General features: G+C 73.2%; 9 protein-coding genes. 3 read left to right on the forward strand and 6 right to left on the reverse strand.

Annotated elements, in window-relative coordinates; all coding sequences use genetic code 11:
* Positions 1-195 precede the first annotated feature (195 nt).
* Positions 196-2,136, forward strand: coding sequence for a TonB-dependent siderophore receptor (locus WD341_RS00420; RefSeq protein ID WP_368423425.1), 1,941 nt, complete (start codon positions 196-198; stop codon positions 2,134-2,136).
* 40 nt (positions 2,137-2,176) lie between these two features.
* Positions 2,177-3,301, forward strand: a complete 1,125-nt coding sequence (locus WD341_RS00425) for a PepSY-associated TM helix domain-containing protein (RefSeq protein WP_368423426.1) — start codon at positions 2,177-2,179, stop codon at positions 3,299-3,301.
* A gap of 7 nt (positions 3,302-3,308) precedes the next feature.
* On the opposite strand, the gene WD341_RS00430 is transcribed toward WD341_RS00425, so the two are convergent.
* On the reverse strand, positions 3,309-6,938 hold the full coding sequence (locus WD341_RS00430; protein WP_368423427.1) for an ABC transporter ATP-binding protein: 3,630 nt from the start codon (positions 6,936-6,938) through the stop codon (positions 3,309-3,311).
* A gap of 305 nt (positions 6,939-7,243) precedes the next feature.
* Here WD341_RS00430 and WD341_RS00435 point away from each other — a divergent pair, with 305 nt between their 5' ends.
* A complete protein-coding gene (locus WD341_RS00435) occupies positions 7,244-8,158 on the forward strand; it encodes a LysR family transcriptional regulator (RefSeq protein ID WP_368423428.1) in 915 nt (304 codons plus the stop codon).
* A gap of 147 nt (positions 8,159-8,305) precedes the next feature.
* Here the strand turns inward: WD341_RS00435 and WD341_RS00440 are convergent, their stop codons facing one another.
* The 5 genes from WD341_RS00440 to WD341_RS00460 form a co-directional block, all read right to left on the reverse strand.
* The gene (locus WD341_RS00440; protein ID WP_368423429.1) at positions 8,306-8,632 is read right to left on the reverse strand and encodes an STAS domain-containing protein; all 327 of its coding nucleotides are present in this window, start codon (positions 8,630-8,632) and stop codon (positions 8,306-8,308) included.
* Positions 8,633-8,647: 15 nt separating this feature from the next.
* Positions 8,648-9,079: an ATP-binding protein gene (locus WD341_RS00445; protein WP_368423430.1), complete on the reverse strand. Its 432-nt coding sequence runs from the start codon at positions 9,077-9,079 to the stop codon at positions 8,648-8,650.
* Positions 9,076-11,091, reverse strand: a complete 2,016-nt coding sequence (locus WD341_RS00450; protein ID WP_368423431.1) for an adenylate/guanylate cyclase domain-containing protein — start codon at positions 11,089-11,091, stop codon at positions 9,076-9,078. The genes WD341_RS00445 and WD341_RS00450 overlap by 4 nt, the downstream gene beginning before the upstream one ends.
* Positions 11,081-13,195 carry a PP2C family protein-serine/threonine phosphatase gene (locus tag WD341_RS00455; RefSeq protein ID WP_368423432.1) on the reverse strand — a complete coding sequence of 705 codons (2,115 nt, stop codon included), beginning with the start codon at positions 13,193-13,195 and terminating at the stop codon, positions 11,081-11,083. Before WD341_RS00455 ends, WD341_RS00450 begins: the two co-directional genes overlap by 11 nt.
* 1 nt (position 13,196) lies before the next feature.
* On the reverse strand, positions 13,197-13,483 hold a 287-nt coding region (locus WD341_RS00460), incomplete at its 5' end, for a hypothetical protein (RefSeq protein ID WP_368423433.1).

Genomic DNA, 13,483 nt, shown 5'->3' on the forward strand with positions numbered 1-13,483 from the left:
TAGCCCCTGTAGCCCCTGTAGCCCCTGTAGCCCCTGTAGCCCTGTAGCCCCTGTAGCCCCTGTAGCCGCCGCACACGCGCGTTCGCACGATTGCGAATGAGTATGAGAATCATTTGCAATGGACTTTCGTTTAGCTTAGGCATCGAACCCTGTTGCTCCCGGGGGCGGGAGCGTTCGGAAACGACAGGGGACGATATGAGCAAGAGGATCTTGGCCGCCTGCACCGCACTCGCCGTCGGCACTGCCGCCTCGGCGGCCGGTGCGGAGACTTTCAAGCTGGAGCCGGTGGTCGTCGAGGGGCTGCACGAGCATCCCTCCCAGAGCATCCGCAACGACGTCGGGCGCAGCGTCAACGAGAGCCGCACCAATTCCTACCTCGACGGCTCGGTGATCCAGAACCTCAGCCCGGTCAACGCCGGCGACGCGCTGCGCTACAACGTCCCGGGCTTCATCAACCAGCCCGGCAACGGCGACCGCTTCGGCGGCGGCAGCAAGATCCGCACCTTCGGCGACTGGGGTGCCTCCCAGTCGATCGATGGGCTGCCGGCGATCAAGCTCCAGGGCCAGGAGGGCGGCGGCTACACCAACACGCTGATCCCCTCGATCGCCATCGACCGCATCGGCGTGCTCAAGGGCGGGCGCGCGGTCGGCTACGGCGACGGCACCGACGGCGGCGTCATCGAGACGACCATCAAGTCGGGACGCGACTACCAGGACCACCAGGCCTTCAGCTTCGACACCAGCTCGGCGCGCGAGGCCCTGATCCAGGGCGAGGCCGCCGACAGCGGCGAGAGTTGGGACTACTACTTCGCCGGCAGCGGCTTGTACGGCGGCTACTTCGGCGAGCCGGACACCCTGGAAGAGCAGACCATCGCCGGCGGCATCGGCAAGCTCGGCTACAACTTCTCCGGCTCGACCCGCCTGGAACTCCTCGGCATCTACGACCGCAGCGACCCGGAGATCATCCGCAACGGCGTGAACGAGGACATCTCGACCCAGACGGTGGTCGGCTCGGCGACGCTGGACAGCAAGCTCAGCGACATCAACAGCCTGCGCGTCGGCTACCTCTACAACGACGGCGGCTCGGAGTGGGCGGCGCGCAACCGCGACCGCAGCATCTCCAACAACGTGCTCTTCGCCGATCACTACCTCTCGACTCCGGTCGCGCCCTGGCTCGACTACGACGGCAAGCTCGGCGCGCAGTACCAGCGCACGACCTACGAGCGCGACAACCAGTGGGACAACACCTTCAACGACGTCTCGGTGCTGTCGCAGAACGTCTTCACCATCGACGACAACCTCGTGGTCAGCGGCGGCCTGCGCCACACCTGGTTCAGCAACGACATCGTTCTGAACGGCGTCGAGCAGGCGGACAACCTGGCCGACGACGGCGTGCTGTCCTATGAGGCCGGCGTCGCCTACAGCGTGCTCGAGCAGACCCGGCTGCGGTTCAGCTACGCTACTGGCTACAACCGCTTCTTCGAGAAGTACGGCAACTTCGGCACGGACGCCCTCGACCCGAGCGGCGCCGGCGACGAGATCGTCCAGTCGCGGACCATCGAGTTCGGCGTCAACCAGGGCTGGAGCGGCGGCTACCTCGACGTCGCCTGGTACAACATCGTCCAGGACAACGTGCCGCGCCGCAACGGCGGCGCCATCGAGAGCGTCGAGGTCGACCAGTCCGGCCTGGAGATCGAGCTCTTCGCCAGCCTGACCGACGACCTGACCGTCTCGGCCGGCTACATGCGGGTGCTCGACCTGGAGTCGACGCGCGCCGACGGCACCAAGGTCAACGGCAACATCTTCTGGGACGGGCAGTCCACCTCTGTGCCCGAGAACCAATTCTCGATCCGCCTGGACTACCAGGTCACCGACGACGTCAGCCTGTGGGGCACGACCTTCTACTCGACCGGCTACGAGGCGATCGACGCCGACGACAACGTCGTCGAGCGCGACGGCTTCACCCGCGTCGACCTGGGTGCCAGCTGGTCGCCGGAGCCCGACTGGGCGCTGCGCGTGCGCGTCGAGAACCTGCTGGACGAGAAGGACTTCGGCACCACCGTCAGCGGCTCGACGGTGAACACGGACGGCAAGATCGGCCGGGTCTTCTGGTTCGGCGTGGACCACACCTTCTGACGGCCGTCCGAGGGAAGGGGCGAGCGAAGGACCCGAACCCATGCGCTACCGCTGGCTGAGGACGCTGCACCTCTGGCTTTCGCTCGCCACCGCCCTGCCGTTGCTCCTGCTCAGCCTGACCGGCGCCCTGCTGGTCTACGGCCACGAGCTGCAGCGCCTGCTCCAGCCCTCGGCCTGGACGGTCGAGGTGCCGGCGCCCGGCGCCGAGCCGTTGCCGTTCGAGACCCTGGTGGCGCGCCTGGCCGAGCAGAAGCCGGAGGTCCGGGTCTGGTCCTTCGGCCTGAACGACAACCCCGAGGCGCCCTGGACCCTGTGGCTGGCGGACGGCGGCGGGGTCATCAACCTGGACCCCTACAGCGGCCGGGTTGTCGACCACTACCGCCAGCAGGACAGCCTCTACGGCATCGTCGTCGGCCTGCACCGGCGCTGGCTGACCGGCAGCAAGAGCGTCACCCCCTGGATCCGGCATTTCATCTCGGCGGTCTCGCTGGTGCTGATCCTGCAGATGCTGGTCGGCCTGTGGATGTGGCTGCTGCCGCCGAAGCGGCTGGCCCGCCTCAAGGTCGACTTCGCGCGCAGCCCGCGCGCCGTGGTCCTGCGGCTGCATCAGCTTTCGGGCGTCGTCACGGCGGTCCTGCTCGCCGTCGTCGCCTTCACCGGCATGTCGCTCTACTGGCATGGCCCGATCCAGCGGGTCGTTGAGGCGGCGACCGGCCAGGAAGTCGCCGACCAGGGTAATCCCGAGTTCGGCGCGCTGGCGCCGATCCGAGATCTCGATGCCGCCATCGCCGTCGGCCGGGCCGCCTTTCCCGACAGCAGGCTCAAGCACTTCAGGATGCCCCGAGCGGGCGAGCCGGTGATGCTGGGCCTCAAGCCCGACGACGCCCTGGCGGTCAGCCGGGTCTGGGTCGGCGACGACCCGCCGCGCCTGCTGGCCAGCGAGACCGGCGCCGACCAGAACGCGGCGACCTGGTTCTGGCGCCTGCGCTACCCGATCCACATCGGCGACTTCGCCGGGCCGGTGGTGCGCGCGCTCTGGGTGATCGTCGCCCTGCTGCCGGCGGCCTTCGTGGTCAGCGGCCTGTGGCTGCATCTCGACCGGCGCAGCCGGGCCCGGGCCGGCCGACGGACCCGGCGCGCCGAGGCCGCGGCCTCGCGCGCCTGAGCGCCGGTCACTCCGCTGCCCGCGCCGCCGCCTGTCGCCCGGCGGCGAGCTGCCGCGCGACCAGGCGGGCGTAGCTGCCGCGCCGGGCCAGCAGCGCCTCGTGGCTGCCCGCCTCGACCAGGCGGCCCTGCTCCAAAACCAGGATCCGGTCGGCCTCGCGGACCGTCGAGAGGCGGTGCGCGATGATCAGGGTCGTGCGGTCCTTCATCAGCTCGGTCAGCGCCCGGTGCACCGCCTGTTCGCTCAGGGCGTCGAGGTGCGACGTCGCCTCGTCGAGCACCAGGACCGGCGCGTCCTTCAGGAAGGCGCGGGCGATCGCGACGCGCTGGCGCTGGCCGCCCGAGAGCGCGACGCCGCGCTCGCCGACCCGGGTCTCCAGGCCTTCGGGCAAGCCGGCGACCAGCTCCTCCAGCGCGGCCTGGCGGACCGCCCGCCCGAGCTGCTCGGGGGTCGCCTCGGGCCGCGCCAGCAGGATGTTGGCGGCCAGGGTGTCGTTGAACAGGTAGGTGTCCTGGGCGACCAGCGCGACGCCGCGGCGCAGCGCGTCGAGCCGGTACTCGCGCAGGTCGTGGCCGGCCAGCCGGATGCTGCCGGCCTGCGGGTCCCAGAAGCGCAGCAGCAGCTGGGCGACCGTGGTCTTGCCGGCCCCCGAGCCGCCGACCAGGGCGAAGGAGCGCCCCGCCGGCACGGCGAAGGAGATGCCGTCGAGCGCCGGCTGCGCCTGGCCGGGATAGGTGAAGCCGACGGCCTCGAAGACCAGCTCGACGCCGTCGCGCGAGGCGCCTTCGGTGCCGGGGATCGCCGCGAGCGGGCCGTCGGTCACCGGCTCCGGCTCATGGTAGACGGCGTAGAGCCGGCGCGTCGCGCCCAGGGTGTCGGCGAGCTGCCGGCCGACCTCGGCGATCTCCGAAACCGGCAGGAAGGCGGCCATGGCGATCAGGGTGAAGAGCGGCAGCAGGGCGGCCTCGACGGTCCCCGCCTGGACCAGGGCCGCGCCGGTCAGCACCACCGCCAGGCCGCCGAGCGCGGTCGCGACCTCGACGCCGGCGGACTGGGCGGTCAGCTCGCGGAAGAACGGCCGGCGCAGCTCGTGATGTTGGCGCACCAGGGCCAGGAAGCCGGCCTTGCGGGTGCCCGCCTGCTGGAAGGCGAGCAGCTCGGTCAGGCCCTGCACCGAGTCCGCGGCCTGGGCGTTGAGCCCGCCCAGCGCCTCGCGCGCGCGCGCCGCCAGCCGGTCGATGCGCCGGCGCAGCAGCAGCGGGCAGAGCGCCACCGCAGCCAGGAAGGGCGTCAGCACCGCCGCCAGGCGCCAGTCGAAGGCGAGCAGCGTGCCGAGCACCGCCGCCGGCACGACGACGGCGACGAAGGCCGGGGCGATGGTGTGGGCGAAGAAGTACTCGACCATCTCGACGTCGTGGGTCGCCATGGCCACCAGGTCGCCGCTGCGCCGGCGCACCAGGAAGGCCGGCGCCAGGCGGTCGAGCTTGTCGAACAGCTGGATGCGCAGGGTCGCGAGCAGGCGGAAGGCCATGTCGTGGGCGATCCATGACTCCAGCCAGTGCAGCGCGCCCGCCGCCGGCGCCAGCAGGGCGAGCAGCAGGAAGTGCCCGAGCACAGGCTCGCCGGCCCTGAGCTGGGCGACCGCCAGGGCCGAGACGACGCCGACGCCGATGAAGGCCGCGACGCGCGCCACGCCGAACAGGAAGGTCAGGGCGAGCCGGCCTTTCCAGGGCCGGGCGTAGGCCAGCAGCTCGCGGATCACGCCGGCCCAGCTCAGCCCCTCCGCCCGCACGATCGCGTCGCTCGGCTCCGAGTCCAGGGGCGCCTCCAGGGCGTCGGGCCCGGGCAGGGCCGTCGCCTCGGCCCTGGCCGTGGCCAAGCTCAGGGCCGGCAGCAGCTCGGCCGCCTCCTCGGCCTCGCCGCCCTGGAGCTGCTCGGCCATCAGGCGCCAGTAGGCGCCCCGGCGCGCGACCAGCTCGGCGTGGCTGCCGGCCTCGACGACCCGGCCCTGGTCCATGACCAGGATGCGGTCGCAGCCGATGACGCTCGACAGGCGGTGCGCCAGGACCAGGGTCGTGCGCCCGGCCATCAGGCGGTCGAGTGCTTCCTGGATCGCCGCCTCGTTGTCGGCGTCGACCGCCGAGAGCGCCTCGTCGAGCAGCAGGATCGGGGCGTCGCGCAGCAGCGCGCGGGCGATGGCGATGCGCTGGCGCTGGCCGCCCGACAGGCGGATGCCGCGCTCGCCGATCACCGTGTCGTAGCCCTGGGGCAGCGCCCGGATGAAGTCGTGGGCCTTGGCCGCCTCGGCGGCGGCCTCGAGCCGCTCGCGGCTCGCCTGCGGGTCGCCCAGGCGCAGGTTCTCCTCGACCGTGCCGTGGAACAGGTAGGTGTCCTGGCCGACGATCGCATAGTGGCGGCGCAGTGCCTCGAAGCCCAGCGTGCGCAGGTCGCGCCCGCCGAGCAGCACCCGGCCCTCCTGGGGATCGTAGAAGCGCAGCAGCAGGCGCAGGATCGAGGACTTGCCGCTGCCGCTGGCGCCGACGATGCCGACCCGCTCGCCGGCCCGGACCGCGAAGCTCAGCCCCTGGTGGGCCGGCGCGCGGCCGCCGGGATAGCTGAAGCGCACCCCCTCGAAGGCCAGGCTCGGCTCGAGCGGCCCGGGGTCGGTGCCGGGATTCTCGATCGCGGGGCGGCTGTCCAGCAGCTCCAGGATGCCGCTCGCCGCCGAGCGCGCCAGCATGGCGTCGTGCAGCAGGCCGCGCAGGTCGCGCAAGGGGCGGAACACCTCGACGCCGAGCAGCAGCACGACCAGCAGGGCGGTCAGGCTCATCTCGCCCTCGAGGACGCGCCAGCTGCCGAGCGCGAGCGCCGAGACGGCGCCCAGCGCGATGCCGGTGTCGGCGATGCCGCGGGTCGCCGAGTTGGTCGCCAGCACCCACATCGTGCGCCGGAAGATCTCGCGCGCCTTGTCGGCCAGGAAGGCGGCGCGGCTGCGGCTCTGGCCGAAGGACTTGAGCGTCGCCAGGCCCTGTACCGAATCCAGGAACTCGGCGGCGTAGCTGCGGTAGGCCTGGGCGCGGGCCAGGGAGTTGCGGGCGTCCCAACGGTGGAAGACCGCCGGCGCCAGCAGCGTCGCCAGGGCGAAGAACAGCAGCAGGGCGGCGACCGGCAGGTCGAGGAAGGCGACGAAGCCGAAGATCGCGACCGGAGTCAGCAGGGCGACCAGCAGCTGCGGCAGGTACTTGCCGAAATAGACCTCGAGCTGCTCGACGCCCTCGATCAGCGAGGTGATGACGTCGCCGCTGCGGTTGAGGCCGAACCAGGCCGGCCCGAGCGCCACGATCCGGTCGTAGAGGCGCTCGCGCAGCACCAGCTGGACCCGCGCCGCCGTCTCGTGGGCGATGTCGATGCGCAGGTACTCGACGAGGCCGCGCAGCAGGATGACGCCGGCGACGCCGAGCGCCGGCAGCCACAGCTCGGCGAGCGTCGCGCCGCCCAGGATGCGCCCGAGCAGCCAGCCGAGCAGGGCCAGGCGGGCGACGCCGATCAGCGAGGAGACCAGGCCGACGCCGACGGCCGCGGCGATGCGGCCGCGCAGGCCTTGGGTGAAGGGCCAGAGCCGGGGATCGAAGTACATGGGTCGGCCTCTCCGCTTTGCGGTTGCAGGGACCGTCGTATCCCATAGAAAAATGTTGCGCGATTCTCCTTTTCGCATAGCTTGCAAACAGGAATGTTGAGAGCCTTCCCCCTGGCTCGTGGTCCCCGCGAAAGCGGGGACCCAGAGAAAAGCGAGGCCGGCCCGGAGCGCCGTGCGCCCGCGCAGGCGTCTCCGGCCTCTGAATCCCCGCTTTCGCGGGGATGACGAAGAAGGCGGGGGGTGACGAGGAATGGGGCGGGGATGATGGCGAGTGACCGCCGCCCCTCACGCAGGAGCGACCGGCGATGGCGCTGAACTGGGACGACCTGCGCATCTTCCTGGCGATCGCCCGGGAGAGCTCGCTGTCGGGGGCGGCGCGCCGGCTCGGCGTCACCCAGCCGACCGCCGGGCGGCGGCTGCGCGCGCTCGAGGGATCGCTCTCGGCGCGGCTGTTCGAGCGGCTGCCCCAGGGCTTCCTGCCGACCGCGGCGGGCGCCGAGCTGCTGCCGCTCGCCGAGGCCATGGAGCGCTCGGCCGAGGCGGTCGCGCGGCGCCAGCCGGCCTTCGCCGACCGACTGCGCGGCACGGTCCGGCTCTCGATCGGCGAGGTCGCGGCGCAGTTCCTGGCGCCGCGCCTGCCGACGCTGCGCGCGCGCCTGCCGGAGGTCGAGCTCGAGCTCTCGGTCAGCCACCTGCTGGCCAACCTGTCGCGCCGCGAGGCCGACCTGGTGATCCGCGAATGCCTGCCGGACGGCCCCGGGCTGGTCGCGCGCAAGCTCGGCCGCTTCGCCTTCGCGGTCTACGGCGGCCGCGACTACGTCGCCGCCAACCCGGCGGCGCACGGCGAGGCGCGCTACGCCGACTGCGCCTGGGCCGGCTTCGACGAGGAGCACCACTATTTCGCCGGCCAGCAGTGGCTGCTCTCGAAGCTCGGCGGCCGCGCGCCGGCGATCCGGCTCAACGACGCCATGGTGCTGCAGGAGGCGGTGCGCGGCGGCGCCGGGCTCGGCGTGCTGGCCTGTTTCGCCGCCGACCCCGACCCGGCCCTGGTCCGCCTGACCCCGCCGATCGCCGAGGTCGTCTCGCTCCAGCACCTGATCGTCCACGAGGACCTGCGCCGCCTGCCGCGCGTGCGCGCCGTCATGGACGCCCTGGCCGCGCTCTTCGCCGCGGAGGCGGAGGCGCTGGCGGGCCGGGCGGGGGAGCGCCGGACGGCTTAGGGGGCTGTCTCATCTCGTCGTCCCCGCGAAAGCGGGGACCCAGAGAACGGCGCGGTGCGCAGAAAACTCTCGGTTGCCGGGCAGACGGCTCTTTTCTCTGGGTCCCCGCTTTCGCGGGGACGACGGCTATGGGGACGTAGCCTGCCGTCACCCCGTCGCGGCGGCGACGTCCGGGCGGATCTCCAGCAGGCGGTCGAAGCCGGACATCTTGAAGACCTCGGCGACCGCCGGCTTGAGGCCGGCGAGGCGGAAGGCCTTGTCCTTGGCCTTGGCGGTCTTGCCGCCGATCAGCATGACGCGCAGGCCGGCCGAGCTGACGTAGGCGACCTCGGCCATATCGATGACGACGCCCTTGTCGGCCGCCTCGAGGGCGGCCGTCAGCGCGCTCTGGACCTCCGGCGAGGAGACCGTGTCGAGCTTGCCCGCGAGGCTCATCACGGTCAGCCCGTTCCGATTTTCCTGTTTGATCTCCATCACCGAACTCCCTGCTTACTGGTCTTCCGCGGCCGGCTTCTTGGCGAAGCTCAGGCGGTTGCGCGGGCCGTCGCGCCGGTAGGCGACCTCGTCCATCAGCTGGCGCACCAGGAACAGCCCCAGGCCGCCGACCGCGCGCTCCTCGAGGCCGGCCTCGAGGTCGGGGTCGGGCGCGGCGAGGGGGTCGAAGGGCCGGCCCTCGTCGACGACCTCGGCGCTCAGCGTGGCCCCGTCCCAGCGGCAGGCGACCTCGATGGCGTGCTCTGCGTCGGGGTCGTCATAGGCGTAGCTGGTGATGTTGGCCAGGATCTCGTCGAAGGCGAGCTCGAAGGTCGTCGCCAGGCCCGGATCAATGCCTTCGGCCTCGGCCCAGTCCGACAGGGCCGCCGCCAGGCGGGCGTGCTCGGCCATGTCGTTCTTCAGGGTCAGCTGCAGCGTCGCCGTCATGGCCGCGCCTCCGCGGGTCGGGGGCCGCCGCCGGCGGCAGCCGGCGGCGCGATCTCGTAGACCGTCTGGCGGCCGTAGTTCTTGGCCAGCGACAGGTCGCCCCGGTAGCGGCAGGCCCAGGCCGGCGGCGGCGGCTCGCCGGTCATGCGCGCCTCGACCGCCGCGGCGCTGTGCTCGCTGGTCAGCAGGGCGACGAACTGCTCCGAGGCGTAGATCCGTCCGGGCACCGTGATCGGCTCGATGCGCGCCGCCCGGTTGACGTTGCCGCCGTAGAGCACCTGCTCGCCACTCAGCGGGTGCTCGGCGGCGAACACCGGGCCGGCGTGCAGGCCGATGCGCAGGCGCAGGCGCACCGGCAGGCCGAGCGCCCGGGCGTCGATGCCCTCGAAGGCCTCGGTCAGGCCGACGGCGATGCCGGCGAGCTCGACCGCGCGCTCGGTGACGATGAAGAGGGCGTCGCCCCAGCTGCCGATGTAGACGGCGGGGTCGAGGCGGTCGCCCAGCCGGTCGCGCACCGCCTGCAGCAGGCTCCAGAAGGCGGGCAGGTGGTGGTCCTGGATGGTGCTGTAGCCGACGACGTCGGCGAACAGCATGGCGCGCACCGCCTGGGTCGGCCCCTCGTGCGGCGCCACGGCCCCGGCGGCGGACCCGGGACCGGCCGCGCAGCCCTCGGGCAGGGGCGCGTCCGGTGGCAGCGACTCACGCAGGTCGGCGAGGTCCAGGATGCGCAGGCGCGCCGGGTCGCCCCAGTGGTCCATGAAGTCGCTCGGGCTGCCGGGCAGCGGCTCGGCCAGGTAGTCCCAGACAACGACCAGGGTCGGCGCGCTGTCCAGGGCGGCGGCGTGCAGCCGGGCGCGGCCGTCGATCACCTGGTTGGCGAAGCGCAGCAGGACGGGGTTGCCCAGGTAGAGGTCCTGGCAGACGGGCGTCACGCTGGTCACCGCCTTGCGCGCCGCCTCGTAGCGCGCGACCCATCGCTCCCCGCAGGGGCGCACCCGCTGCGCGACGAAGTCGGCCTCCTCGAAGGGCAGGACGGCGTTGACCTCGGCCTTGCGGCGGAGCATCGCCTCGACGAAGAGGAGGTCGGCGCCGGCCGCCAGCGAGCAGTAGCCGATCGAGGCGTCGAGCTCGTCGAGCAGGCGCTCCAGCGCCTCGGTCAGCGGCGCCTCGGCCTGCGGCGGCAGCACCGCCTCGGCCTGGCCCGGCAGGTCGGCCGGCGCGCCGGCGAAGATCACCACCTCGGGCGGGCGGAAGTGCGTCCACAGCGCCTCCGGCACGGCCACGCCCAGGCCTTTGAGGTCGCGCAGGTGCTGGCGCGCCTCGACGCCGCGCGCCGGCTCGCCGACCGCCAGCTCGCCGGCCACCGCAAGTTGCCGGTCGGCCTCCTCGGCCTTGCCGAGCAGCAGCGCCGCCTCGGCGGCGGCCAGCGCCCGGGCGAAGTCGGCTGCGCCGTCCCTGCCGCCGCGCGGCGGCTTGGCGACGAGGCAGGCGTGGGCCAGCTCGTGCGCCCGCTCGCGCTCGCCGAGGAAGCGGCAGAGCACGGCGGCGGTAGCGCCCGCGACCAGGTCGCCGTGGCGGCGAAAGCGCGCCAGTTCCAGGTCGCGCGCGCGCCGCAGGTCCTCGAAGTCGCCGAGCTCGCGCCAGCTCGCCCGGTAGATCCGGCCGAGCAGGTCGGCGGCCTCGGCGTCCTCGAGCAACGCCTCCGCGCCCGGATTGGCCGCGGGGTCGGCCGCGGCCGGATGGTCGGCGGCCAGCCGGTCGAGCGTACGGTCGAACCCGGCCACAGTCTCGCGTGCTTCCGCCACGGCGCCGGTCAACACCAGCGCGCTGGCCGCCATCAGACGCAGGATCGGGTCGTCGGGCGAAGTCTCCAGGGCGGCGCGGGCGCGGTCGTAGGCGCGGAAGAACTGGCCGCGGCGCAGGTCGCGGCGGATCTCGGCGACCGCCGGGTCGGCCTTGCTGCCGGTGCCGGCCTTCGCGCCTGCCGCCTTGTCTGCCTGCTTAAGCGCCATCGCCTGCCTGGTCCCTGCCGGGCGTCTCCGGCCGGCGGCGCAGGCCGACGGCGGTCAGGTCGTCGGCCTGCGGCTCGCCCCGCGCGAAATCCTGCACGGCCGCGAACACCTGTGCCACCAGTTCCTCGGCGTCGCCGCCCGCGGTCGCCGCCAGCGTCGCCTCCAGGCGCGGCTCGCCGAACAGCTCGCCCGTCGAGTCGTTGGCCTCGGTGACGCCGTCGGTGTAGAGCAGCAGGGCGTCGCCCGGCTCCAGGGTCACGGATCCCTCCTCGTAGTCGAGGCCCGGCATGACGGCCAGCGCGATGCCGGCGGCGGCGTCCAGCCACTCCACGCGTCCGTCGGCACGCCGGATCAGCGGCGGGTTGTGGCCGGCGTTGGCGAAGACGAAGCGGCCGCTGCTGCGCTCCAGGACGCCGTAGAACAGCGTCACGAACATCATCTGCTCGTTGTCGGCGGCGAGCAGCTCGTTGAGCCTGGCCAGGGCCGCCGCCGGCGGCTCGCCCTCGGTGCCGACCGCCTTCATCAGGGTGCGCGAGATCAGCATGAAGAAGGCCGCCGGCACGCCCTTGCCGGAGACGTCGGCGACGGCGATGCCCAGGCGCTCCTCGTCGATCCGGAAGACGTCGTAGAAATCGCCGCCGACCTCGCGCGCCGGGGTCATGCGCGCGTCGAGCTCGAAGGCGCCGAAGGGCGGGAAGGTGCGCGGCAGCACGCTCTGCTGCATGGCGCGGGCGATGTCGAGCTCCTGCTCCAGGGCGATCAGGCGGGTCTTGGCCTGCAGCGCCTCGCGCAGCTCGGCGACCAGGTCGGTCAGGCGGGTCTGCTGGTCGCGCACGCGGGTCGTCATGCGCTCCAGGGCGACCGCGATCAGGCCCAGCTCGTCGCCGCCCTCGCCGCGGTCGCTGGCCGCCTGCTCGGCCTCGGCGGCGGCCTCGATCTGGCGTAGGTCGTCGAGGGCGGATTCCTGGGCCTCCGCGTCCAGGGTCTCGGACAGCATGGCCATCTGGCGGCGGATGAAGCGGGCCTGACGCCGACGCCGGCGCTCGCGCTCGTCGGTCGCCCGCTCGGCGCGCAGGGCGACGGCGCGGAAGACGTCGATGGCGCGGCCGATCTGGCCGACCTCGTCGCGGCCGCTGGGCAGCTCGGCGTAGTGGTCGGTGCGCCCCGCCGAGAGCGCATTGAGCGCCTGGATGCCGTCGTCGAGCGGCCGGAGCGCGCTGCGCAGATAGGCCCAGAGCAGGGCGAGCACGACCATGCCGCCGAGCATCAGGCCGGCGAGCAGCGCGAGATTGACCAGGTCCCGGCGCTCGGCCGCCTCGGTGATGTCGCGGGCGACCAGGACGGTGGCGCTGGTGCCGCCGCCGACGTCGGCGACGACGACGCCGCCGACCTGCCAGCGCCGCTCCTCGACGTCGAGGTCGAGGGTGCGGCCGCCGAGGCTGTCGGGCGCGCGGTCGAGGGCGCCGGCGATGGCCTGCCAGAGCGGTCCGTCGGAGCCGGTGACGCGCGCTCCGGCGCGGTCGACGACGAAGATCTCGGCATCCAGCAGGTCGGCGACCCGGGCCGTCTGGTCCTGCAGGCCTAGGGTGGTGACCGAGGTGCCGACGCGCTCGCCGCCGAGCAGGATCGGCGCGGCGGCGATGCCGATCAGCTCGCCGTCGAGCACCCGCGCCCCGTAGGTCGGGCCGTCGACCCAGAAGAAGGCCCACTCGACGTCGCGCAGCATCAGGCGGGCGAAGAAGGAGATGTCGGTCGAATAGAGCAGGTCGCCTCCGGTCGTGAAGATGTCGAGGCGCTCCAGGCCGGTGCCGGCGGCGGTCGCCTTGCGGATCCGCTCCTCGAGCACGCTGAGGTCGGCGCGGTCGCCTTCACGCAATGCCTGGTCGACGCCGGGCTCCTGCAGCAGCGCCGTGGTCGCGGCCTGGGCCGAGCGCAGCGCCGAGCCGACGATCTGCTCCCAGATCGTGCCGTGGTTGGCGAGCTGTAGGGCCGCCGCCCGGTCCTCCGCCGCCTTGTCGCGCAGCAGGAAGGCGCTGCCCATGACCGCCATCGGCACGGCCACGATCAGCAGGACGATCAGCAGGATGCGGGTCCGCAGCAGCATGTCAGCCGGCCTCGCCGCCGGGCTCGGCGGCGACCCGGCGGCCGGCGAAGGCGAGCCGCCGCACGGCCGGGCGCAGCAGCATCGCGGCGGCGCCCAGGACCACGGCCGCGCCGGCCGCCGGCGCCAGCGCGCCGACGTCCTCGGCGGCGGCCGCGGCCAGCAGCCCGGCCGCGCCCCCGGTCGCCAGGCGCAGCGCCAACCAGGCGGGGGTAAGCCTCAGCTCCTGCTGCAGGGCGTAGCGGGCCGCCAGGCCGGCGAGCAGGCCGCCGGCCGCCCCCCGCGGCCGGG

The sequence above is a fragment of the Tistlia sp. genome (assembly GCF_040905785.1).
Taxonomy (GTDB): Bacteria; Pseudomonadota; Alphaproteobacteria; order Kiloniellales; family DSM-21159; genus Tistlia.